17 protein-coding genes, 2 tRNA genes and 2 rRNA genes (1 of these 21 cut by a window edge) are annotated in these 23,195 nt (G+C 66.8%); 11 read left to right on the top strand and 10 right to left on the bottom strand.

Translation table 11 applies throughout. From position 1 onward, the window contains the following. From GGR88_RS09925 to GGR88_RS09915, 3 genes are all read left to right on the top strand, one after another. Window positions 1-519: ribosomal RNA gene (locus GGR88_RS09925) — 23S ribosomal RNA — on the top strand; it begins 2,272 nt to the left of the window's first position. Between the two features lie 101 nt (window positions 520-620). Beyond that, window positions 621-735: ribosomal RNA gene (rrf, locus tag GGR88_RS09920) — 5S ribosomal RNA — on the top strand. A 70-nt stretch (window positions 736-805) separates the two neighbouring features. After that, window positions 806-882 (top strand) — tRNA-Met (locus tag GGR88_RS09915). Between the two features lie 528 nt (window positions 883-1,410). Here the strand turns inward: GGR88_RS09915 and GGR88_RS09910 are convergent. The 7 genes from GGR88_RS09910 to GGR88_RS09880 form a co-directional block, all read right to left on the bottom strand. Continuing rightward, window positions 1,411-4,005, bottom strand: a complete 2,595-nt coding sequence (locus tag GGR88_RS09910; protein ID WP_209023367.1) for a M14 family zinc carboxypeptidase — start codon at window positions 4,003-4,005, stop codon at window positions 1,411-1,413. 13 nt (window positions 4,006-4,018) lie between these two features. After that, window positions 4,019-6,643, bottom strand: coding sequence for a TonB-dependent receptor plug domain-containing protein (locus tag GGR88_RS09905; protein WP_167954564.1), 2,625 nt, complete (start codon window positions 6,641-6,643; stop codon window positions 4,019-4,021). 108 nt (window positions 6,644-6,751) lie between these two features. Then, entirely contained in the window at window positions 6,752-7,831 is a 1,080-nt protein-coding gene (locus GGR88_RS09900) for an SPL family radical SAM protein (RefSeq protein WP_167954563.1), read from the bottom strand. Between the two features lie 20 nt (window positions 7,832-7,851). Further along, window positions 7,852-8,805 (bottom strand): glutaminase A, encoded by a 954-nt coding sequence (gene glsA / locus GGR88_RS09895; protein ID WP_167954562.1) that lies wholly within the window; start codon window positions 8,803-8,805, stop codon window positions 7,852-7,854. Next, entirely contained in the window at window positions 8,802-9,656 is an 855-nt protein-coding gene (locus GGR88_RS09890; protein WP_167954561.1) for a type 1 glutamine amidotransferase, read from the bottom strand. Before GGR88_RS09890 ends, glsA begins: the two co-directional genes overlap by 4 nt. Before the next feature lie 109 nt (window positions 9,657-9,765). Beyond that, complete coding sequence (locus tag GGR88_RS09885) at window positions 9,766-10,773, bottom strand: SMP-30/gluconolactonase/LRE family protein (protein ID WP_167954560.1); 1,008 nt, start codon at window positions 10,771-10,773, stop codon at window positions 9,766-9,768. Beyond that, window positions 10,770-11,897, bottom strand: a complete 1,128-nt coding sequence (locus tag GGR88_RS09880) for a Gfo/Idh/MocA family protein (RefSeq protein ID WP_167954559.1) — start codon at window positions 11,895-11,897, stop codon at window positions 10,770-10,772. Before GGR88_RS09880 ends, GGR88_RS09885 begins: the two co-directional genes overlap by 4 nt. 174 nt (window positions 11,898-12,071) lie before the next feature. Here GGR88_RS09880 and GGR88_RS09875 point away from each other — a divergent pair, with 174 nt between their 5' ends. Both GGR88_RS09875 and GGR88_RS09870 read left to right on the top strand, forming a co-directional pair. Then, complete coding sequence (locus GGR88_RS09875) at window positions 12,072-13,949, top strand: AI-2E family transporter (protein ID WP_209023366.1); 1,878 nt, start codon at window positions 12,072-12,074, stop codon at window positions 13,947-13,949. Between the two features lie 47 nt (window positions 13,950-13,996). Further along, entirely contained in the window at window positions 13,997-14,857 is an 861-nt protein-coding gene (locus GGR88_RS09870; protein ID WP_167954557.1) for a YhjD/YihY/BrkB family envelope integrity protein, read from the top strand. On the opposite strand, the gene GGR88_RS09865 is transcribed toward GGR88_RS09870, so the two are convergent. Both GGR88_RS09865 and GGR88_RS09860 read right to left on the bottom strand, forming a co-directional pair. Then, complete coding sequence (locus tag GGR88_RS09865; RefSeq protein WP_167954556.1) at window positions 14,847-16,052, bottom strand: thiolase family protein; 1,206 nt, start codon at window positions 16,050-16,052, stop codon at window positions 14,847-14,849. The two genes, GGR88_RS09870 and GGR88_RS09865, sit on opposite strands and share 11 nt — an antisense overlap. 52 nt (window positions 16,053-16,104) lie before the next feature. Beyond that, window positions 16,105-16,181, bottom strand: a tRNA-Pro gene (locus GGR88_RS09860). 154 nt (window positions 16,182-16,335) lie between these two features. On the opposite strand from GGR88_RS09860, the gene yajC reads away from it, so the two are divergent. From yajC to GGR88_RS09840, 4 genes are read left to right on the top strand one after another with little or no spacing between them, the layout of a single operon-like run. Next, window positions 16,336-16,674, top strand: coding sequence for a preprotein translocase subunit YajC (yajC, locus tag GGR88_RS09855; protein WP_167954555.1), 339 nt, complete (start codon window positions 16,336-16,338; stop codon window positions 16,672-16,674). A 4-nt stretch (window positions 16,675-16,678) separates the two neighbouring features. Next, window positions 16,679-18,280, top strand: coding sequence for a protein translocase subunit SecD (secD, locus tag GGR88_RS09850; protein ID WP_167954554.1), 1,602 nt, complete (start codon window positions 16,679-16,681; stop codon window positions 18,278-18,280). Between the two features lie 12 nt (window positions 18,281-18,292). Then, window positions 18,293-19,276: a protein translocase subunit SecF gene (secF, locus tag GGR88_RS09845; protein ID WP_167954553.1), complete on the top strand. Its 984-nt coding sequence runs from the start codon at window positions 18,293-18,295 to the stop codon at window positions 19,274-19,276. Further along, a complete protein-coding gene (locus tag GGR88_RS09840; protein ID WP_167954552.1) occupies window positions 19,276-19,650 on the top strand; it encodes an Mth938-like domain-containing protein in 375 nt (124 codons plus the stop codon). The genes secF and GGR88_RS09840 overlap by 1 nt, the downstream gene beginning before the upstream one ends. A 19-nt stretch (window positions 19,651-19,669) precedes the next feature. On the opposite strand, the gene GGR88_RS09835 is transcribed toward GGR88_RS09840, so the two are convergent. After that, window positions 19,670-20,500 carry a class I mannose-6-phosphate isomerase gene (locus tag GGR88_RS09835; protein WP_167954551.1) on the bottom strand — a complete coding sequence of 277 codons (831 nt, stop codon included), beginning with the start codon at window positions 20,498-20,500 and terminating at the stop codon, window positions 19,670-19,672. 110 nt (window positions 20,501-20,610) lie between these two features. Here GGR88_RS09835 and GGR88_RS09830 point away from each other — a divergent pair, with 110 nt between their 5' ends. Both GGR88_RS09830 and recN read left to right on the top strand, forming a co-directional pair. Then, window positions 20,611-21,426: an outer membrane protein assembly factor BamD gene (locus GGR88_RS09830; protein WP_167954550.1), complete on the top strand. Its 816-nt coding sequence runs from the start codon at window positions 20,611-20,613 to the stop codon at window positions 21,424-21,426. Window positions 21,427-21,462: 36 nt separating this feature from the next. Beyond that, window positions 21,463-23,169, top strand: a complete 1,707-nt coding sequence (recN, locus tag GGR88_RS09825) for a DNA repair protein RecN (protein ID WP_167954549.1) — start codon at window positions 21,463-21,465, stop codon at window positions 23,167-23,169. The last annotated feature ends 26 nt before the right edge of the window (window positions 23,170-23,195 follow it).

Raw genomic sequence — 23,195 nt, 5'->3', positions numbered from 1 at the left:
CGAGCAGAGACGAAAGTCGGTCATAGTGATCCGGTGGTCCCTCGTGGAAGGGCCATCGCTCAACGGATAAAAGGTACGCCGGGGATAACAGGCTGATAACCCCCAAGAGCTCATATCGACGGGGTTGTTTGGCACCTCGATGTCGGCTCATCACATCCTGGGGCCGGAGCAGGTCCCAAGGGTTTGGCTGTTCGCCAATTAAAGTGGTACGTGAGCTGGGTTCAGAACGTCGCGAGACAGTTTGGTCCCTATCTGCCGTGGGCGTCGATATTTGAGAGGAGTTGCCCCTAGTACGAGAGGACCGGGGTGAACGTGCCTCTGGTGGACCTGTCATCGTGCCAACGGTGCAGCAGGGTAGCTATGCACGGACGGGATAACCGCTGAAAGCATCTAAGCGGGAAGCCTCCCTCAAGATAAGATATCATAGAGCCGTGGAAGACCACCACGTTGATAGGCCGGATGTGGAAGTGCGGTAACGCATGGAGCTAACCGGTCCTAATCGCTCTATTCGCGCTTGAAGAGTCCCACCATCAACGACAGCCCTGGGCTGTCTCGTGGATGAGACGCTCATGCCTTCACGATCTCAAACAACCTGTCCCCGCGGCGCGCCGGCTCCATAGCTTGGTGGCCATAGCGTCGGTGACCCACCCGATCCCATCCCGAACTCGGCCGTGAAACCCGACAGCGCCGATGGTACTATCGCTTAAGCGATGGAAGAGTAGGTCGTCGCCAGGCTTTGAAGCCGGCGCGCAGCGCGGACAGAAAACCCATTCACATCCCTGTCGTCTCGATCGACAGGACCCGGCGCGGGATGGAGCAGCCCGGTAGCTCGTCAGGCTCATAACCTGAAGGTCGCAGGTTCAAATCCTGCTCCCGCAACCAGCTTTTTCGAACGCCCTCCGCTCATCGAGCGGGGGGCGTTTTTGCGTTTGGGCGGCTGAGGGCTGCGAGGCTTTGGCCAATCGGCGCGCAGCATCATTTCACACGCGCGCCTGACGCCCCGTGAGGATAGTTCTTTGCTGGATCCTATGCTCCGTCCCGGGGGGGGGCAGGAGCGCATGAGGTCTGCGCGGCTGAAAAGGGCGGTGCAGGAAACGATCAGGCACCGGCAGCAGCTAATCGCGTTCGAAAGGCGAAGACACGCCGCGTGTCAGGCATGTGCCCGCTCACGGATCCAGACCATCGAGGGTGGGCGGGTAGGACGTCATTCACGCTGGAAGCGCCAAGCATCGCCATGGCTGACCCGCGCTCCTGCCGGATTACCTCCCCCACGGGAGCTTCTGCCGAGCGCTAGAATACGTGTTCGCCCAACGATCTTGCTTGTTGGGAGTGCAGATGAAGGCAGGGTCGCTGAGGCCCAGGGAGGCGTTTAGCCCCGTGCAGTCGCGGACGATGCACGGGGCTGCGGCTTCAACGCCGCGTCGATGGAGTCAGGTGGTTGCCGAGGAACACCGCGTTGATGAGCAGGCGCTCCGTACCGAGCCAGTATTTACGATAGGCCGGGTCATCGGCGAACAGCACGACGTTGCCGTTCTGCAGCCGGGCGACCTGCGCCCAAACCGAGCCCGCGAAGCGGTCGCGCAAAGGCCGGGACAGGTAGCCATTGACACCCGGATCGCTGTCGATCGCCACCACGTTGGAGAAGGGGTCGCTGACCGGCGGCAGCGTGACGTCGCTTTCCTTGTTCACGAACAGGTCGCGGCGCGTCAGGCCGAAGGCGAGCGGATGGGTCGGATCGACATCGGCCGAGATGGCATTGCCGCTGGTCCGCGCCTCGCCGAGGGCATCGCGCCGCGCGTCGAAGTCGAGGCGTGCGCCGCCCGCCGCTGCGGCAACCGCTTCGTCGACGTCAGGAGCCTCAACGGCGGTTGTGCCCGCCAACCCCTGCTCGACCGCCCAGCGCGACGCCGTGCCGAAGGTGATGAGCGACCCACCCCCCTCGATCCAGCGTCGCAGCCGGGTGACGGTGGTATCGCTCCAGCCTTCGTATCCGCCGCTCGCCAGCACAAGGGTGGTATAGGGTTCGAGCGGGACGCGCCCGACCTGTGCGGGATCGAGCCGGGTGGCAGGCCAATGCAGCCGTTCGCCCAACGCGAACCATGTGGAGCCGATCTCAGCCGCGCTGACGCCTTCTCCCATGACCATCGCCACGCGCGGCGAACGGATCGCACGGACGCTGTCACTGCCGAGATCGATCCCGCTCGCGCTGAGCCCACCTGCGAGCGCATGCGCCGCGACACCTGCCTCCGCGGCTGCGTCTGCGACGGCCTGCCGCAGGGCATCGCCGTCGAGAGCCTGGCCACCGACGGGCACGACAAGAGTACCGCGGCCGAAGCCGACATCGCCACCATCCGTCGCCGCGGAAAAGGGGCCGAAGGCGGCGCGAACCCGCACATCCTTCTTCAGCAAAGCGGCGAGCGCGCGCGGCGCGTTCACGTCCCGCCAGTCGATGGCATAGGCATAGCTCGATGCAGAGAGAGGTGCCGTGGGCAGCGGCGGTGTCTCCGTCACCGGATCACCCAACCCGCCAAGCGATCGCGCGCCGCCGAACCGCAACGTATAGGCCTGTGCAATCGAATAGGATGTGCTGCCATAGACGACGCCGGACACGGGCGGCGTTTCCTCGAAGATGGCGCGGACCAGCCGGAACTGCGGTTGGGCTGACGGAACAGCAAAGGCGCTGCCGGGCTCATAACGAACGCCGTCGATCGTCACCGGGGCGGCCAGCCGGTGCACCTGGATGCGGTGGGTGAGAAGCAGCTCGACCATCCGCCGCGTCAAACCCGGATCGTCGGGATCGCCGAACACGAAGGCGCGCGTGCGATAGCGCCGTCCCTCCTCGACCGCCGACCGGAAGAAGCTCTTCTGCAGGTCGAACAGCGCCGCGCGCTCGGCCACGGCCCCGTCGATGGTCGCCAGGCCGACCGCCAGCTGATTGCGGATGGTGAAGCGGAATTCCAGTAGGCCGCCCGCAGTGTCCTGCACCAGCCCGCGCGAGCTCGCCTGCTCGACTGTTGCGCCGACGCCGCCGTGGAAGTCGGGGTAGGTCGATCCGTAGACGGGCGAGAAATTGTCGAAGTTCTCGCGCGTATAATAAAGCGATCCGAGCCGATCGAGCGCGCGCGCCTGGTAGCGGGCGATCAAGAGGTTCGCATCATAGGAGGATTTCGGGAGCAGCGCGCTCTGGTTGCTCTCCGGCGTCGGCTCCAGATAATAGGTGCTGCCCGATCCCATTTCGTGGAAGTCGATCATCACGTTCGGCAGCCAGCGATGGAAGATCGCCAGCTTCGGCGGCGTCTCCACCTGCGTCACCGCGAGCCAATCGCGATTGAGATCGGTAAAGTAATGGTTGGTGCGGCCGTTGGGGAACGGTTCCACATGCTCCTTGTCGAACGGGTCGGCAATCGGCGGGTCGTTGCGCCATGCATTGTGCCAATTCGCCGCGCGATCGCGCCCGTCGGGGTTCTGGGCCGGATCCATGACGATCACCGAACGATCGAGCCAGCCCGCCACGCGGTCCGACCGGGCAGCAGCGAGGTAATAGGCGGTGAGCAGCGCGGCTTCCCCGCTCGACGTTTCGTTGCCGTGAACGCTGTAGGACAGGTTGATCACCACCGGCTCATTGGCGTCGATCGGCGGCGCAGCGGGATCGGCAAGGGTGGCGTGCGCCTGACGGATCGCGTCGATACGGCCGTGGTTCGCCGGCGATGTTACGAGCACGGACAAGAGCGGGCGCCCTTCGTAGCTCTGTCCGATCTCCTCGACACGAAACCTCGGAGAGAGCCGGGCAAGCTCCTGAAAATAGGCGACCAACCGGTCGTGACGTGTGTAGCGGCTGCCGATCGGATAGCCGAGGAACGCTTCAGGCGTCGGGATGGCGGGATCGAGCTCGCCCTCTGCAGCATCGGGAAAGTAATAGCTTGTCTGTGCGGTGGCCGTCGCGCCGGGCAGGGACGCCAGAGCGCTTGCCGCCAGCAGGGCCGCAGCGAAGGTGGTGCGGAGCATCGTCATCCTCTCGTCAGAAGCGGGCATCGAAGCCGACCTGGAAATAGCGGCCGCGCAGGTCGTATTGGATGAAGTCGTAAGGCGCCCGGATGCCGGGGAATGACGCGTCGTGCGGCGGCCACTCGTCCAGCACGTTGTCGACCTTGCCGTAGAGCGTGATGCCGTCGGTGAGCCGATAGCCGAGGTAGATGTCGAACTGGTCGTACCCGTCGACCCGCTCCTGCCCGCCGACCACCGTCGCCTGACGGTAGCCGCCCGTGTGGAACCAGGTGACCGCCGCCTCCGTACGATCAAGCGACCAGCCGAGCCGCGTCGTCGCCTTGTTCCGCGGAAGGGTCGGTCCGAGGTTGGATCCTGCATAGTCGAGCAGCGGTCCACCCACGGTGTTCGGCCGGCGATAGTTGAAGACATGCGTGAAGACGCTGGACAGCCGGAACTCGCCAAAACGGTCGGTCGGCACGCGCTGCAGCAGGTCGATGTCGATGCCCGACGTCTCCAGCTCGCTGAGGTTCTGATACCGGTTGTACACCGCAACCAGCTTGCCACGGGCATCGCGCGCGACGTTGGCGGGGTCGTTGCCTGCGACCAGCACCGTGGTGTTGTTGGTGCCGATCAGGTTCGTGAGCTTCAGATTGTACCAGTCGACGCTGAGCGTCGTGGTTCGCGTCGGGGTGAAGACCGCGCCCAGATTGTAGCTGCGGGTCCGCTCCGGCTCGAGCTGGGTGTTGCCGATGGTGAAGAAGGTCGGCGACTGGCGCGAGTTCGGCACGTCGGGATCGAAGGGGTCGATGACGGAGCCGTAGGAGATGTTGGTGGAGGACGAGTTCTCCGACAAGGACGGCGCACGGAAACCGCGTGAGGCGGATCCGCGCAGGATCAGCCAGTCGAACGCCTGCCAGCGCACGCCCGCCTTTGGCGAGAAAGCATCGCCAAAGTCGCTATAATGGTCGCCGCGCGCCGCCAGCTGCACCTCCAGCCCCCGCACGATCGGCACGTTCACCTCGGCATAGGCGGCGATGACGCTCCGTTCTCCGTCCACCGCCGCGATGGCGGGGCGGACCTGCAGGCCCTGGTCGATCTCAGGCGGGTTGAGCGACACGAGCGATTCGCGCCGGCTTTCGACACCAGCCGCGAAATCGACAGGACCGCCCAGCAAATCGAAAAGCTTCCCGGCGATCTTCAGGTCGGCCCCGTAGAGGCGGGAGCGGGCGCGCCGCAGCGTGCTGAGGCGGATGGCATCCAACACGGCAGGATTGGTGGCGTTCGGCTCCCACAGGTTGAGGCTGCCGTCGGCGAGCGATGCGGCGAGGGGAAAGCGGTTCGCGAAGCCCGCCGCGACACGCTCCCGCTCGGTCGAGCCGGATGCGTATATCGCAGCTTCCCACTCGAAGCCGCCCAGCTCGCCGCGCACGCCGCCGAGCAGGCGAAACGCCTCAGAGATGTTGGTTTTCAGCGACTGTCCGAGATCGAAGAAGGTGTATTCGATCTGCACCGGACGGCCGTACGGATTGTACGGGTTGTTCGCCGGCAGCAGGTTGGACACCGGCTCCGCAAGGCCAGTGGTCGGGCTGAGTGCGAAGCGGCCGCCCTCCAGCGTGAAGTAAGGGCTGGATCCGAAGATCGAGATGCCCGTGATGTGGCTGTAGAGCGCCTCCGCGAAGACCTCGGTCGTGTCGTCCAGCCGCGCGGTTGCACGGGTGAAGGCCTGGTAGCGCTCGGTCGAGGGGATGAGCGTGGTATAGGGTGCCAGGTTGATCGCGCATGTATCGCCGCGAAGGCCGTCGATCGGTGCGCTTGCGACCCGCTCCATGCCCTGCGGGCAATTGCCCTGAGGATCGAGGAAGGGGACGGACTCACCGTTGATCAGGAAGCGGGCACCGCGGGCCGACCAGCCGTTCCAGCGGCCGCCCGGCAGGTCGCTGTAGATGCCCGATCGAGTCAGACGGCGCTGATCCTGATCGAGCCTGTCGCGCTGATAGGTTTCGAGGCTGAACAGGACGTTCCACCCATCGGTATCAATGTCGCCCACGCCCCCCACCAGCTGTCCGCGCCAAGTGTCGAGGCCGCCCTCACCCGATGTGCCGAAGCTGCCGCCAAGCTCCAGCTGGTCAAAATTCTGTCGGGTGATGATGTTGACGACGCCCGCAACGGCATCCGAGCCGTAGACCGCCGAGGCGCCATCCTTCAGCACCTCGATCCGCTGCACCGCCACCAGCGGCAGCGCATTCAGGTTCACGAAGGTGTCGGACAGGCCGTTGGCCGGGAATCCGTAGTTGGCGAGGCGGCGGCCGTTCAGCAGCACCAGCGTGTTCTTCTGCGACAATCCGCGCAGGCCGATGCCGGCGGAGCCCGACGCCCAGCCGCTGTTGCTGGTCTCGTTGGCGGCGTTGCCGGTGTTGGCGGAGATCGAACGAATGGCATCCGCGACCGTGATCCGACCGGACGTGCGCAGCTCTTCCTGACCAAGGACCTGGACGGGGTTGAAGCCTTCGGCAGCCGACCGGCGGATGTTGCTGCCGGTGATGATGATCTCTTCCGAGTCTGCCGGAGCGGCCTCCGGAAGCGGAGCAACCTGCGCGAGTGCGGCGGTTGATGTCGTCACCGCCAGAAGGGAGGCGGTCTTGATCGAACGAAACATGGCGGGCGAGTCCCCTTTCTTGGTCCCGCCAAACTGCTTTCATCCGAGTCGTTGGTGCGACGCAGAAAATCTGTTCGCAATCGCAGCGTAACTTGGTGTCGCTTCGATCTAGGTCCAGTAAAGGATGCGCGCCTTCGGGAGCGCGCCGCCGATCCTTTGTTCGAAAAAGAAGCGGAGCCGGCGCATCGTCTCTGCGTCGTAGACCTGCTTCTCGCCTCCGAACTTGGTCCGCTTGGTTGCCCGGCCCGCATCGCTCATGTCGAGGGAGGAGCCCGGGTACCAGCTGTCGAGCACCGCCTTCGATCCGGCGGTGAAGCGGTGGGTGATAAGCTCAACCGTCAGGTCGGCATGGTCGGCGCCAGCCAAGGCGGCTGCGGCATCGTCGATCAGCGCACCATAGGCTTCCTCCCAGCCGGGAGCGGCGATGATTGGTGCGATGGTCAGCCCGATCGGGTAACCGGCATCGGCCATGCGACGAAGGCCGCGCAGCCGGTCGGCAACGCGGGCCGTTCCGCCCTCGAAGCGGGCAAAGGCGGCCGGATTGATCGATGCGCGCATGCGGGTGCGGCCGGCATGGGCGATCGCCAGGAGGGGCTCCACGTCCGCGAACTTGGTGGTGAAACGAAGCTGCGCATCCGCCTGCCAGCGGCCGAACCATGCGATGATGGTCGACAGGGAGCCGGTCAGCCGCTCCAGCGCCAGTGGGTCGGTGTAGCACGACGCCTCGAAGGTCGTGCCTTCATGTGCCCGCCGCGCCAGCCGCGACGTGACCTGCCCCTTGCCGAGATGGTCGGGAAGGCTGTCCAGGATCTCGTCCAGATTGGCGTAGACGCGGGTGATCGGCGGCCCGCTGAGCGAGCCTGCGAGATAACAGTAGCTGCAATGCGCAGGGCAACCTTCGGCGAGGTCGACCCGCCAGTCGGCGCTGGGTGAGATCGGCTGGAGGCGACGTTTGGAGGGGGGCGCGACGACGACCGCCAGCGTCGCCTTCGCCTCCACATAGGCCCGGCGCGGATCGTCAGACTTGGGTAGAGTCAGCCGGTCGCCCGGCAGCTCGACGATGTCGACGCCGAGCGCGGCGGCCCGGGCCATGATCGACCGGCCATGATCGAAGCCGCGCGCGGCGCGGGTGATCAGCAGCCGCCGAGGCCGCCAGCCCGCCGCGGGCGACGCCAGGGCCGCGGCCATGGCGGGGGCAGGAGCGGGCATCACCCAAGCGGCCGTGGCGGGCCGAACACCGACCAGCCGGTGCGCGCCGCAAGCATTTCCAAGCCGCGCACACCAAGGATCGAGTTTCCATGCTGATCGAGATTGGGCGACCAGACGGCGATGCCCGCAACTTCCGGAACAACGGCCATGATGCCGCCGCCGACACCGCTCTTGGCAGGAAGGCCGACGCGCACCGCGAAATCCCCGGATCCGTCGTAATGGCCGCACGTCATCATGAGGGCGAGCACCTTGCGCGTCTGACATGCACGCGCGTTCTCCGCCTGGCTTCCGCCCAGGCGTGTCGGCGCAAGCGTTGCAGCGACCGCCGCCAGATCCTTCACGTCGAGCAAGATGGCACATTGCCGCACATAGGCCTCCATCACGTCATCGATCGACGAATGCAGGTTCTCATGATGGCGCATGAAGCTCATCATCGCGCGGTTGAGGTCTCCGCCGCTCTTTTCACTGGCGAGGACCTCGTCGTCGTACGGGACACGGTCGCGCTTCAGAGCGGTCCGGACGAACCCGGCCACGGCATCTTCGGGGTCCTTCAGCCGTTCGACGAGGATGTCGACGACCGCGAGCGCACCGGAGTTGACGAACGGATTGCGCGGGATGCCGTGGTTCAGTTCCAGGTCGATGATCGAGTTGAACGGGTCGCCGGACGGTTCGCGGCCGACCCGCTCGAAGATGTCGTCGCCGATCTCCGACAATGCCAGGTCGAGCGCGAACACCTTGGCGATGCTCTGCAGGGGGAAGGGCGTATCGGCCGCGCCGGCGTACACCGCATCCCCGTTCAGAGGCGTCACTGCGATCCCGAACGGTCCGGGGCGGGCATCCGGATCCTTTGCATCAGCCGATCGCTCGATCGTCTCGGCGTCCCGGGCGATCTCCGCGGCAATATCCTTTACGATGGACTGGAGCGCGGCGGTGTCTGGCTGGGGATCGGTCACGATCGGACCCGTCCATCGATCGACGGCAGCGCCGAGATGAAGTTCAATAGTTCGCGGCGGCGATGCGGCTCGTCTGCCGTCTCGCTGTCGACGCCAAGTTCCCACCTGATCCGCCGGTCTTCCGGGTCCCGGTGGAGCGCATCGAACAGGTCGGCCTGACGCGCCACCGCATCCTCGTCGCGTGCCAGTCCGCTGTCGACAAGCGAACTTGCCTGACGGCGCAGCGCCGCGGCCACCTCCCCCAACGCCAGTTCGGGATGATATTGGACGCCCCAGAAGATGCCACGATCATGGCGGATCTCTACCGCCTGGATGTCGGTCACGTCATTGCCGGCAAGGTGGATGGCACCGCCGGGAAGTTCGGCGACTTCGTCGCCATGGACTGCCGGCGCGTCCCAGACCGCGGGCCGGCCTGCCAGCATGGGATGGTGCTTGCCCGCATCCGTGGCGGTGATCCGCCGGGCCACACCCGCCTCCATCCGCTGCGGCATCTTCCTGACGGATCCGCCTGCAACCGCGACGGCGACCTGCAGGCCCGCGCAGGAGCCGAAGGACGGCGTGCCCGATGCAAACACCGCGCGCATGAAGGAGAGCTGCCGGCGGACCTCCGGCGTGTCGTTGTAGACGTGGAGCGGCGATCCGGTGAGGAAAACGGCATCGAACCGGGCGATGGCGCCGGGTTCCAGCGGCGCCTGATCGGCATCCGCGGGAGCGATGATCTCGATCTCGCAGTCCGGGTCGATCTGCTTCAGCGTGGCGGCGTAGGTTTCTCCCGAACTCTTGCCGGCATGCTCCCGGCGCTCATCCCGTTCCTCTTGTGTCTCGCTCTCCGCCACCAGGTAATGTCGCAATTCGGGCTCCTCGACGATGCACTCCTGCGTCCCAACGTCCGACCGGCGGAGATTGTCCCGCGCAGGCCATGATCAGAGGGGGAGTGTTCCGGCGCGATCTGCGTTGATGTCACCAGCCGCTGCTGCGCAGGCGCACCCGGGCGAGCATGTCGCTCGACGTCAGGAACAGGCTGCGGCCATCCTCACCGAACGCGATATTAGCGGTCGCCTTGCCCGTGGAAATCAGGCCAAGCCTGCGTCCCGCCGGGCTGATCACATGCACGCCGCCCGGGCCGGTCGCAAAGACATGGCCGGCACGATCCGTCTTCACGCCGTCCGGCAGGCCGGGACCGTCGAGGCCGCGCATGTCGCAGAAGACGCGCTTGTTCGACACCGTGCCATCGGCGCTCAGATCGAAGGCGAGGACGCGCGGGTGCGCGTCCTCCGACAATGCAAGGTAGAGCGTGCGCTCGTCGGGTGAGAGCGCGAGGCCGTTGGGGCGGCTTTCGGTGCCGTCCAGAAGCACCACTCTGCCACCGGAATCAATCCGATAGAGGCCGTTGTGCGGTTGCTCCTTCAGTGGGCTGTCGTCACCCTCGGCAAGGCCATAGGGCGGATCCGTGAAGAAGACGGCGCCACTGCGCGCCTCCACGAGATCGTTGGGGCTGTTGAGCCGCTTTCCATTATGTGAGGTGGCGAGCCGGGTCCGCCGGCGAGTGGCCGGATCAAGCCGGTCGACGCTGCGGCCGCCACTGTTGGCGATCAGCAGCGCGCCATCGCGGGCGAAGCTCAGGCCGTTCGATCCGGCCTCGCGAATGCCGGGTGGAACGGCACCGGCCAGGCCGGATGGCTGCAGCCAGGGCTGGACCCCATCGGCCGGGCGCCAGCGATAGGCGATGTTGGCGGGCACGTCGGAGAACAGCAGGTGACGCTCGGCGCGCGACCATGCCGGTCCCTCCGCCCAGCGGTAGCCCGATCCCAGCACCTCGATCGCGGAGGCGGTGTCGACGATCGCATCGAGGCCGGGATCGAGTCGATGGATCCGGCCGATGATTGTCGGGCCTTGCGCCCCCGCCCGCGCGGCGAGCGGGGAGAGCGCAGCCGCCGCGATCAGGTGTCGACGGGTGACAGGCGTCATGCCAGGCGCACCGGCTGCCGTTCGGCCGCGGACCGGTACATCGCCTCGATGATGCGGATGTCAGCAAGCCCTTCCTCGCCAGGCACGATGTTGCGTCGCCCTTCCCGGATGGCTGTCGGCAGATGGTCGAGCTGCCCGGCAAACTGCTCCCGCGGGCCGACCGGCCGCGTGACGTCCCGAACGTCCTCGTCACCCGCCTTCAGGCGCAAGCGCTGTCCTTCATAGGGCGTGCCGGGATCGGCATCGATGAAGCCGTCGGCGCCGCTCAGGCGGTACCGGTTGTGGTGGCTGGAATAGCTCGACACCAGCTGCGCCACCGCCCCGGAAGGGAAGCGGAGCGTGGACAGCAGGCGATCCTCCACCGTGCGGAACCGGGGATCGGTGCGGTCGGTCGCGTCCATCGCGATGACCTCCGTCGGCTCCTCACCCAGCATGTAGCGGGCGGCGTTCAGGCCATAGATGCCGATGTCCATCATCGACCCTCCGCCCGACATCGACCGGTCGAGGCGCCATCCGCTCTGCAGCGAGGCAGCGAAGCCATGCTGGCTGTCGAACACACGATGCGCGCCGATCCTCCCGGACCGCGCAAGCGCGATGGCATGGATGTTGTTCGGCTCGAAGCGGCTGCGATAGCCGATCATCAGCTGCCGGTCGGCGGCGGTCGCGGCATCGATCATCGACTGACATTCGACCGCCGACATGGCCATCGGCTTTTCGCACATCACATGCTTGCCCGCGCGGGAGGCCCGGATCGAATATTCGGCATGCATGCTGACCGGCAGCACGACATAGACGATGTCGATATCGGGATTGTCGCGGATCCGGTCGAAGTCCTGGTAGCTGTAGCGGTGCGTGGTCGGCACGTCATATTCCGCGCCGTAGCGTTCCAGCTTGGCCGGCGTGCCGCTGACCAGCGCCGCAATGCGGGCGTTCCGGCTGTGCACGAACGACGGCATGATCTGGCGCGTCCCGTAGTTGCCGAGGCCGACGATGGCATATCCCATGCGTCCATCCTGCCGAGCGCGGCGCCCCGTGCCTTGCAGCGCTGCCGGCGCCACGCCGGAGAGGATCGCGGCTGCCAGCCCGGCGCCGACCGCGCCCACCATCTGTCGCCTGCCCACCATGCCTGATCCTCCCGTTGCTCGATTTCGTGAACGGTGACGACGGCCAAGGGTTGCACATCGCGGCTGCCGAAGCGGCACCGTGGCACGAACCGAGCGGCTGATGGTTCATGTCCCAAAGGGGACGTCCATATGGTTCAGGCGACACCGGCCCGGCAGAGGCCGGCAGGCGACGAGATGACGGCAGGCGCAACCGTGCTGCCCGCGCAGGTGCCGGCGCTGAGCGGTCTGCTGGCGCTGGCAGTGTTTGTTGTCGTGGTCGCGGGGCTGTTCTTCGCTCGCGACGTGCTGATCCCGATCACGCTCGCCGTGCTGCTTTCCTTTGTGCTGTCGCCGATCGTGGTGCTGCTGCGCCGCCTGCGTCTGCCCCGCGGCCTTGCGATCTTCACCGCCGTGCTTGCCGCGCTGGCGACGCTCGGCGCGATCGGCACGCTGGTCGGGATGCAGGCGGCCTCCCTGGCCACCAACGCGCCTGCCTACGCCGAAACAATCCAGGGAAAGGTCGACCGGGCGCAGCGCTTCGCGACCGACCGGCTGAAGCTGTTGTCGGAGGAGGCGCCCGCGGCCGCACCGGCCGATCCCGATCTGGTGCGCGGAACCCGCACGCAGCCACTGCACGTCCGCGTGGTGGAGCCGCAGGTGCCCGTGCTGGAGCAGATCGGCGGCTATCTGGAGCCGGTGGTCGCGCCCTTCGAGACCTTCGTGATCGTGCTGGTGGTGGCGATCTTCATGCTGATGCAGAAGGAGGATCTTCGCGACCGGCTGATCCGGTTGTTCGGGTCGTCGGACCTTCATCGCACGACCGCGGCGATGGACGACGCGGCAGCCCGGTTGAGCCGGTATTTTCTGTCGCAGCTTGCGGTGAACGCCAGCTTCGGCACGGTGGTGGCACTGGGCTTGTGGGCGATCGGCCTGCCGGTGCCGGCGCTGTGGGGCATCCTGGCCGGCGTCCTCCGGTTCGTGCCCTACATCGGCGCGCTTCTGGGGGCGGCGTTGCCGCTGGCGGTTGCGGCCGGGCTGGAGCCGGGCTGGACCACCGTGCTGATGGTGGCCGCGCTCTTTGTCGTGCTTGAGCCATTGATCGGCTATGTCATCGAGCCGCTGCTCTACGGTCACTCGACCGGGCTGTCGCCGCTGTCCGTGGTGCTGGCGGCAGTGTTCTGGACATGGATCTGGGGACCCGTGGGGCTGGTCCTGTCGATGCCGCTGACCCTGCTGCTCGTGGTGCTCGGCCGGCACATTCCCAGCCTGGAGTTCCTGGACGTGCTGCTTGGCGACCGCCCGGCGCTCAGCCCGGTGGAAAGCTTTTACCAAAGGATGCTGGCCGAGGATCCGGACGAGGCACTGGACCAAGCCGAAGCGCAGCTGGAGGAGCGCTCCCTGACCGCATATTATGATGAGGTCGCGCTGGCCGCGCTGAAGCTTGCGGCGGCCGATGTATCGCGCGGCGCCATCGATCGGACTCGGGCCGGGCGCGTGGTCGATTCCATGCTGGTGCTGGTCAGCGAGCTTGAAGGCGCGGACGACACCGCAAGCGAGACGATTGCCCGCGACAAACCGCTGAAGCCGGTTCCCCAAGATGATGCGGGGTTCAACGAGACCGCACCTGTCGAGCTGCGCGAGGCGCCGGATACGTGGCGTGAAGAGAGCGCGGTGCTGTGCATCGCCGGCCGCGGCGTGCTGGACGACGCCGTGACCGCGATGCTGGCGCAGCTGCTGACGAAGCGTGGCTTTGGCGCCAGCCGGGTGGCGCATGAGGCCGGGTCGCGCGCCAACATCGGGTCGCTCGACCTGTCGCCGACGCGCCTCGTCTGCATTTCATATCTGGAGATCGGCGGTACGCCGTCGCACCTCCGCTACCTGATCCGGCGCGTGCGCGCGCGATCTCCTGGCGTGCCGATCCTCGTCGGATTGTGGCCGGAGGGCGAGGCAGCGCTCAGCGATCGGGAGATCCAGCGCGCCTTGGGTGCGGATCTTTATGTCGGTTCGCTCGGGCAGGCCGTGGAGGCATGTCTCGACCTTGCGGAAGCCGGCGATGCGGAGGAGGCGGCATGATGCATCCTGACGACAAGGCGGGTGCCGGGGCGGCGTCACCGCTCAAGGTGCCGGCCGAAGGCTGGCTCGCCATCCTGAAGCGGACATGGGCAGAGACCGGCAAAGACAATATCGGCCTGATCGCGGCCGGGATCGCCTTCTATGCCTTCGCCGCCATCGTCCCGCTGCTCGCGTCGGTTGTGCTCAGCTACGGCTTGTTCGCCGCGCCTGGCACGGTCCAGAACGATATTCAGGCGATCTTTTCGGCTCTTCCCGAGGAAGCCGCGACGATCGTGACCGAGCAGTTGCTGAGCGTCGTCGAGTCCTCTTCGGGCAAGCAGGGCCTGGGTCTTCTTCTGGCGCTCGTGATCGCACTTTACGGTGCGACCAAGGGCGCTTCGGCAATCGTGACCGGGCTCAACGTCGCCTACGATACCGCCGAACGTCGCGGCTTCATGAAGGCCACGGCAATCAATTTCGCGATCGTGGTCGGCGGCGTGTTGCTGGTCATCGTGGCGATGCTCGCGACAGCGCTGATCGGCTTTCTGGAAGGGCTGATGCCCGGCGCCCCGACCATAGTCCTGATCCTGCTGCGCCTGGTCGGATATCTGGTGCTCGCAGCCCTGGTGGTCACGGGGGCGTCCGCGCTGTTCTACGTCGGCCCATCGGTCGATCAGCCGCGCTGGCGCTGGCTCTCGCCCGGCGCGATCGGGGCCACCATCCTGTGGCTCGTCGGCACGTCGCTGTTCGGCATCTATGTCGCCAATTTTGGGAACTATGGCGCGACCTATGGTTCGCTGAGCGCGGTCATCGTGCTGCTGACCTGGCTATGGCTGAGCGCCTACGTGTTCCTGCTGGGCGCCGAGCTGAATGCCGAACTGGAGCGGCAGGTGCACGGCGAGGGAGACGCAGCCCGCGTCAGTCGGTGATCTCAAAGAGGCCCGCCGACCCCATTCCGCCGGCGACGCACATGGAAACGACCGCCCACCGCACGCCGCGGCGGCGCGCCTCGATCAAGGCATGACCGGCAAGGCGGCTCCCGGTCATGCCGAAGGGATGGCCAACGGCGATCCCACCGCCATCGACGTTCAGGCGGTCGTCGGGGATGCCCAGCCGGTCACGGCAGTAGATCAGCTGGCTCGCGAACGCCTCGTTGATCTCCCACAGGCCGATATCGGCCACGCTCAGCCCCGCGCGATCCAGCAGCTTCGGAATGGCGAAAACCGGGCCGATCCCCATTTCCTCCGGCGCGCAGCCCGCCGACTGGAAGCCGCGGTAGATCCCCAGGATCGGCAGGCCCTCCGCCTTCGCGGTGGCGCGGTCCATCAACAGCTGCGCGGAGGCACCGTCGGACAGCTGGCTGGCATTGCCGGCGGTGACGAAGCGGCCCTCCGTCACGATCTGCCCGTCGCGCCAGACCGGCTTCAGCCGGGCCAGCGCCTCCACCGTCGTGTCGGCGCGCACGCCTTCGTCGCGGTCGAGCGTGACCGTCTGCCGGCCCGTAATGCTTCCATCCTTGGCAACGATGTCCTGCTCGACCGTGATCGGCACGATCTCATCGGCGAAACGGCCGGCGGCAAAGCCATCCGCGGCGCGCTGATGGCTTTGCGCCGCGAGCGCATCCTGTGCCTCACGCGAGATGCCGTAGCGCTCCGCCACCAGCTCCGCGGTCTCGATCATCGCCATGTAGGCGTGGGGCGCACCGTCGGTGACGGATTGCGGCTGCGCGCGATGGTTCGGGGCATGGCTGTTGCGGGTATGAGTGATCGACTCGGCGCCGCCCGCCACGGCAACGTCCATGTCGCCTGCGATGATGCCCCGCGCGGCGAAGGCGAGCGCGGTCAGACCGGAAGCACATTTGCGGTCAAGCGCAACGCCTGGGACATCCTGCGGAAGATGCCCGGCAAACACGCTGGTGCGACCGAGGTTGAAGCCCTGCGGCCCCCACTGCGACCCCACCCCCATGATGACATCCTCGATACGCGCCGGATCGATCCCCGCGCGGTCAACGGCCGCATTTACCACGTGCGCGGCCAGGACCGGCGTGTCCGTATCGTTGAACGCACCTTTGAAGGCACGTGCGATGCCCGTGCGAGCGGTGGAGACGATGGCGGCTTCGCGCATTTGCAGGATCCTCAAGCGACCAAAAGGCGGCGAGGGCGCGCGATCCGTTCTCTGGTCGGGGCGACAGGATTCGAACCTGCGACCCCCACACCCCCAGTGTGATGCGCTACCAGGCTGCGCTACGCCCCGACCGAGACGGCGGCGTCTACGCGCCATCGCGCCGCCATGCAAGCCGGCCCGGGCCCGCGCGCTTGCTGACCGGGGCCTTGCGTGATAGCGCGCCGAACCATCCTGTCCGGGCTCCGTCCGCGACCGTCCGTTCTCATGCGAGCTTCAATCCACGATGTTGATTTCTCCCGCATTTGCCCAGACCGCGGGCACCGCCGCGCCGGGGGCCGGCGCCTTCATCGCGCAGCTGGCGCCGCTCGTCCTGATCTTCGTGATCTTCTACGTGCTGCTCATCCGGCCGCAGCAGAAGCGCGTGAAGGAGCACCGGGCCAAGGTGGAAGCGGTGCGCAAGAATGATCAGGTCGTGACGGGAGGCGGGCTGATCGGCAAGGTCACCCGCGTCGAGGCGGACCATGTCGAGGTCGAGGTTGCCCCCAATGTCCGGGTGCGCGCGGTCAAGGGCACGCTGTCCGACGTGATGCCGGCCGGCGGCACTAAACCCGCGAACGACTGACCCAATGCTCGACTTTCCCCGCTGGAAGATGTGGCTCGTTTGGGCCACCGTGATCATTGGCGTTCTTGCCGGGATCCCGAGCCTTCTGCCCGATCGTGCGCGCCAGGCGCTGCCGGCATGGATGCCGGCTCCGGTGGTGAACCTCGGCCTTGATCTCGCCGGCGGCAGCTACATCCTCCTGGAAGCGCAGGTCGACGATATCGCGCGGCAGCGGCTGCAGCTGATGGAAGAAACCATCCGCACCGAAATGCGTCGGCAGCAGCCCCGCATCGACATCGGCGAGATTTCTACCCGCGGCGGGCAGCTGAGCTTCTTCGTCCGCAACCCGGCCGAGGTCGACGGCGCGGTGGAGCGCCTGCGCGCGCTGACGCAGGGCGTCGGGGTGACCGGGCAGCGTGACTGGCAGATCGCGGTGGTTGATACCAACCGCGTGACGGTGACGCCGACGGAAGCCGGGCTGGACGCGGCGCTGGACAATGCGATGGCGGTCGCGACCGACATTGTCCGCCGCCGCATCGACGAGCTTGGCACCCGCGAGCCGACGATTATCCGGCAGGGCGCGACCCGCATCGTCGTGCAGGTGCCGGGCCTGCAGGATCCGCAGCAATTGAAGGACCTGCTCGGCCAGACGGCCCGCCTCGAGTTCAAGCTCGTCGACATCAACGCCGATCCGCAGGCCGTGGCCGCCGGGCGCGCGCCGATCGGTGGGCAGATCCTGCCCTACCCGCCCGAAAATGGCGGACCCGGAAACCTCGCCGTGCGGCGTCAGGTCATGGTCGCCGGCGACGAGCTGGTGGATGCTCAGCAGACGTTCGACCAGCAAACCAATGCGCCGGTGGTGACGATCCGCTTCAACAGCTCCGGCGGGCGCAAGTTCGCGCGTGTTACGCAGGAGAACACCGGCCGCCCGTTCGCCATCATTCTCGACAACGAGGTGATCTCGGCCCCCAACATCAACGAGCCGATCCTCGGCGGCAGCGCGCAGATCAGCGGAAACTTCACGGTGGAGAGCGCCAACCAGCTCGCCATCGCCCTCCGCTCTGGACAGCTGCCGGTTGAGCTGCAGGTGATCGAGGAGTCGACGATCAGCCCGGAACTCGGCCAGGACTCGATCGAGCGCGGCGTGGTCGCCGGCGTCATCGGCACCGCCGCCGTCGTGCTGCTGATGCTGTTCGCCTACCTGCGGTTCGGCGTGTACGCCAACATCGCGCTCGTCGTGAACGTGTTGATGATCATCGGTGTCATGGCGATCATGGATGCCACGCTGACACTGCCGGGCATCGCCGGCTTCGTGCTGACGATCGGCGCTGCGGTCGACGCCAACGTGCTCATCAACGAGCGCATCCGCGAGGAACAGCGACGCGGCCGGACCATCAACGGATCGGTCGAGTTCGGGTACAAGGAAGCGAGCCGGGCCATCCTGGACGCGAACATTACCAACGTCATCGCCGCCGTGATCATGTTCATCTTCGGCGCGGGGCCCGTTCGCGGCTTCGCCGTGGTGCTGACGATCGGCATCGTCACCTCCGTCTTCACGGCCGTGACCTTCACGCGTCTGCTGGTCGCACGGTGGCTGAAGACGCGGCCGAAGCAGCTGGTGATCTGAGGAACGATCGACATGCGCCCCCTGAAGCTCGTCCGCGACAACACCAACATCGACTTCATGCGCTGGCGGCGCGTGGCGACAGTCGTGTCTGTCGCTTTGGTCGTGATCTCGATCGCGCTGCTGCTCGCTCGCGGCCTCAATTTCGGCATCGATTTCGTCGGTGGCCAGTCGATCCGCGTGACCTTCGCTCAGCCTGTCCAGATCGACGAGCTGCGCGGGCGGATCAACGCGCTCAACCTGGGCGACGCCACGCTGCAACAGATCGGTTCTCCGCGTGAGGTCGCCATCCGCCTGCCCGTGCCCGAGGGCGGCGACGACGCCGCCAGCCGCGCGACGAGCCGGGTGCGCGCGATGCTGGAGTCGCAATATCCGGGCGCCGAGGTCGGGTCGGTTGAAGCCGTCAGCGGCAAGGTGTCGGATGAGCTGTTCGAGAAGGGTGCGCTTGCGCTCGGCTTCGCCATGCTCGCGATCGCGCTGTATATCTGGTTGCGATTCGAATGGCAGTTCGGCCTGGGAGCGTTGCTGGCGCTGGCGCAGGATATGATCGTCACCCTCGGCTTCTTTGCGCTGACCCAGCTTGAGTTCGACCTCAATACCATCGCCGCCCTGCTGACGATCATCGGCTACTCGTTGAACGACAAGATCGTCATCTTCGATCGCGTGCGCGAAAACCTGCGCAAGTACCGCAAGATGGGAATCGTCGAACTCCTCAACCTGTCGATCAACGAGACGCTGGCGCGAACGGTGATGACATCGCTGACGCTGATCCTCGCGCTGTCGGCGCTGGTCGTGTTCGGGCCGGAGGTGATCCTCGGCTTCTCGCTGGCGATGCTGCTCGGCATCGTCATCGGCACCTGGTCGTCGATGTTTGTCGGCAACGGCATCCTGATCCAGTTCAAGGTCGGCCCGGACAGCTTCGAGCCGAAGACCAGCGGCGTTGCCGAAGGCGCAGAGCGGATCGCGGCGCGGGACAAGGGTGTCGATCAGGCCGGCTGATGCCCGAGCTTGAGCCCGCCCGCCGTGGCCGCGGCCCGATCGTCGCAGGATTTTCCGGCAGAGGCTTTCGCGTCGACGACAGCTTTCGTGACGGCGGCCTGATCCTTACTCCGCTCGCGGCGCTGCCGTGGGATGCCGAGACGATCTCCCTCGAAGGATTGGACGCGATCCTGTCGCTCGATCCCGCGCCCGAGTTCCTGCTGCTTGGGACGGGAGCCAAGCTGCGTCGTCCTCCGGCGCCGTTCGTCCAGGCACTCGAGGCGCGCGGCATCGGGGTAGAGCCGATGGACAGCCGGGCGGCTGCACGTGCCTGGGGCGTGCTGCGCGGCGAGGATCGCTGGATCGCCGCCGCGCTGCTTCCCACCGACGCCTGACCGGCGCGCCCGGCGATTGTCAGAAGGCGATGGCGGTGCGGCCCGTGTAGGCGAAGACGATGTCGCTGTCCTCACCGCTCACGATTTGGGGCGTTCCTTCCAGCATCCAGCACTGGCCCGGCTCGTAGGGCTGGCCGTCAACGGTGCCGGAGCCGGTGACGGGGACGAACCAGGCCTTGCCACCGTCGAGGGGCACGCGGCGCGTGGCCGCACCAGACCAGCGCTCCATCACGAACTTGGGGCCTTCGACATGCAGCACCCGGCCACCGCCGAGCGGACGAGCAGACTGCGGCGCCACATAGGGGATCGGGTCTGACACTGCGATGCCGTCGTCCAGATGCAGTTCGCGCGGGCGACCGTAATCGTACAGGCGATAGGTGAGGTCGACATTCTGCTGGACCTCGATGAGCGTCAGCCCTGCGCCGATGGCATGCACGGTGCCCGCGGGCGAATAGAGCACGTCGCCGGCTGCGACCGGCTTCCAGTCAACCAGCTGCTCGATCTCGCCGCTTTCGGCGGCCGCGCGCAGGCGCTCGTGCGACACTGTGTCGATCAGGCCCAGCGCGATGGTGGAACTGGGTTCGGCGTCCAAGATCACCCAGGCCTCCGACTTGCCCCGTGGATAGCCACGTTCGACCGCCTGCTCATCGTCCGGGTGAACCTGGATCGACAGCCGCTCGCTGGTGAACAGATATTTGATTAGCAGTTCAGGATGGGACCCGTCCTCGGGCTGGAACCACACCTCGCCGATCGGCTCGCCGCCCTCTGCCGCATCGTCGAAGCCGGGCCAGAGCTTCTGACGACCCCAGGGCTTTTCGACGCGGTGGGTTTGAAGGCGGACGGCGGTCATGAAGGCTCCTGGTTGGATCGGTTCGCAGCCATAACGGTTTGAGGCGCCCGGGTTTCCCGGGTTCAAGCAAGCCGCTTGGCGGGCGGGCGTCGGTTGGCTAAAGGCATGGGATGCGTTCCTTCCAGTCCGGCTCCATCGTCGTCCTCCTCCTTGCCCTGCTGATCGCAGGCTGCGCCGGACGCGGCGGCGCCGGGCGCGCCGATACCAGCTATGTCGCGCGCGACGTCAACACGCTGTACTCCGCGGCCCGCGACCGGCTGGATCGCGGGCAATACAAGATGGCCGCCCTGATCTTCGACGAGGTGGAGCGCCAGCATCCTTATTCGGTCTGGGCTCGGCGCGCGCAGCTGATGAGCGCCTACAGCTATTATCTGGAAGGCGATCACACCGCGTCGATCGGCTCGGCCCAGCGCTTCCTGACGATCCATCCGGGCAACCGGGATGCGCCTTACGCGCTCTACCTGATCGCCGTGAACTATTACGAGCAGATCGCCGACGTGACCCGTGACCAGCGCATCACGCAGCAGGCGCTGGATGCGATGGGCGAGCTGATCCGCCGCTATCCCAACACCAACTACGCCGCCGACGCGCGCCTGAAGGTGGATCTGATTTCCGACCATCTGGCGGGCAAGGAGATGGAGATCGGCCGTTTCTATCAGCGCCGGTCGCAGTGGCTGGCGTCCATCATCCGCTTCCGGCGCGTTGTGGACGAATATCAGACCACCAGCCACACGCCCGAGGCGTTGATGCGACTGACCGAGAGCTACCTGAACATGGGCCTGCCGACGGAGGCCGCGCGGTCTGCGGCGGTGCTCGGCAACAACTATCCCGGCACCCAGTGGTACGAGCGGGCCTATGAACTGGTTCGAGAGCATGTTCCGAACGCGCCGGTCGCGGCCGCACCGGCGGCGGCGACCGCGGGCTGAGCCGGATCATGCCCGGCCCACGCGGCGCGGGCTGACATGCTGACGTCCCTCGCCATCCGCGACGTCGTATTGATCGAGGCGCTGGACCTCGATTTCGGGCCGGGTCTGACCGTGCTGACCGGCGAGACGGGTGCGGGCAAATCCATCCTTTTGGATGCGCTGGGCCTTGCGCTCGGTGCGCGTGCGGATGCGGGGTTGGTGCGGTCCGGTTCGGCTCAGGCGAGCGTGGTCGCCACCTTCGATCCACCGCCGGCGGGCGGCGCTCTTGCGGAACGGCTTGCCGATGGCGGCATCGATCTGGAGCCGGGCGAGCCTTTGGTGATCCGCCGGCTGCTGAAGGCCGATGGCGGCAGTCGTGCATTCGTCGCCGATCAGCCGGCGTCCGTCGCCCTCTTGCGAGAGATCGGCGCCGGATTGGTCGAGATCCACGGTCAGCATGACGACCGCGGTCTGCTCGACAGGGCCGGTCACCGCGCGCTGCTGGACGTGTTCGGGCGGCTGGACTCGGCGGGCGTCGCCACGCTCCACAAGCAATGGCGGGCTGCCGAAGCCGCACTCTCCGCAGCGGCCGCAACGCTGGCCGAGGCGGAGCGGGAGCGCGACTGGCTGACCCATGCGGTCGCCGAGCTGACGGCGTTCGATGCGCAGCCGGGCGAGGAGGAAGCGCTTGCGGACGAGCGCGCGACCATTCAGCGCGGTGCCCGATCCGGCGAGGAGCTTGCCGCGGTCGTGGCGCATCTCGAAGGATCGGACGGAGCCCTTGCGCAGCTGCGGCAGGCCGCTCGCCGACTGGAGCGCATCGCCGCTGATCATCCGCTGTTGTCGGAAAGCCTGGCGGCGCTCGACCGGGCAGTGATCGAGGCGAGCGAGGGCGAGGACAGGCTGGCCGCCGCCCGCGATGCGCTTGCCTATGATCCCGGCCGGCTCGAGCTGATCGAGGCGCGCCTGTTCGACCTGCGTGCGCTTGCCCGCAAACACCGCGTCGATGCGACCGCCTTGTCGTCCCTGACGGCGGAACTGTCGACCCGCCTGACCGCGATCGAGGCGGGAGAGGAGGGCATTGCCGCGCTGGCCCGCACGGCGGCGGAAGCGAGAGCCGCCTATGTCGCCGCTGCAGAGACATTGAGCCGCGATCGCGCGGATGCCGCCGAACGGCTGGACGCGGCCGTGGCCGAGGAACTCGCGCCGCTGAAGCTCGACGCAGCGCGGTTCCGCACGGTCGTGGAGGTGCTCAGCGAGGATGGCTGGAGCACGGCCGGGCGGGACCGGGTCGAATTCGAGATCTCGACCAATCCCGGTGCGCCGTTCGGCCCGCTGGTGAAGGTGGCGAGCGGCGGCGAACTCAGCCGCTTCATCCTGGCATTGAAGGTCGCCCTGGCGGCCGAGGGCGGCGCCCCAACCATGATCTTCGACGAGATTGACCGCGGCGTTGGCGGCGCTGTGGCAAGCGCAATCGGCGACCGGCTCGCCCGGTTGTCCGCGACGGCGCAGCTGCTTGTCGTCACCCACAGCCCGCAGGTCGCCGCACGCGGCGCCCAGCACCTGCTGATCGCCAAGAGCCATGAGGCCGGGCATGAGGGGCTGGTCACCCGAACGTCGCTGCGCCCGCTCGACGCAGACGATCGCCGCGAGGAGATCGCACGCATGCTGTCGGGCGCGGACGTGACCGATGAGGCAAGAGCGCAGGCGGCGCGACTGCTCGGCCAACCTGCGCCGGTCCGGCAGGGCTTTCTGGCACTCTGAGCGTAGCTTGCCGCTTGATCCGGCCG

The sequence above is a fragment of the Sphingomonas jejuensis genome, from assembly GCF_011927695.1.
In the GTDB taxonomy this organism is placed as follows: Bacteria; Pseudomonadota; Alphaproteobacteria; order Sphingomonadales; family Sphingomonadaceae; genus Sphingomonas_K; species Sphingomonas_K jejuensis.
Note: the sequence above shows the minus strand (reverse complement) of the source record. Positions and strands in the feature narration are given on the sequence as shown.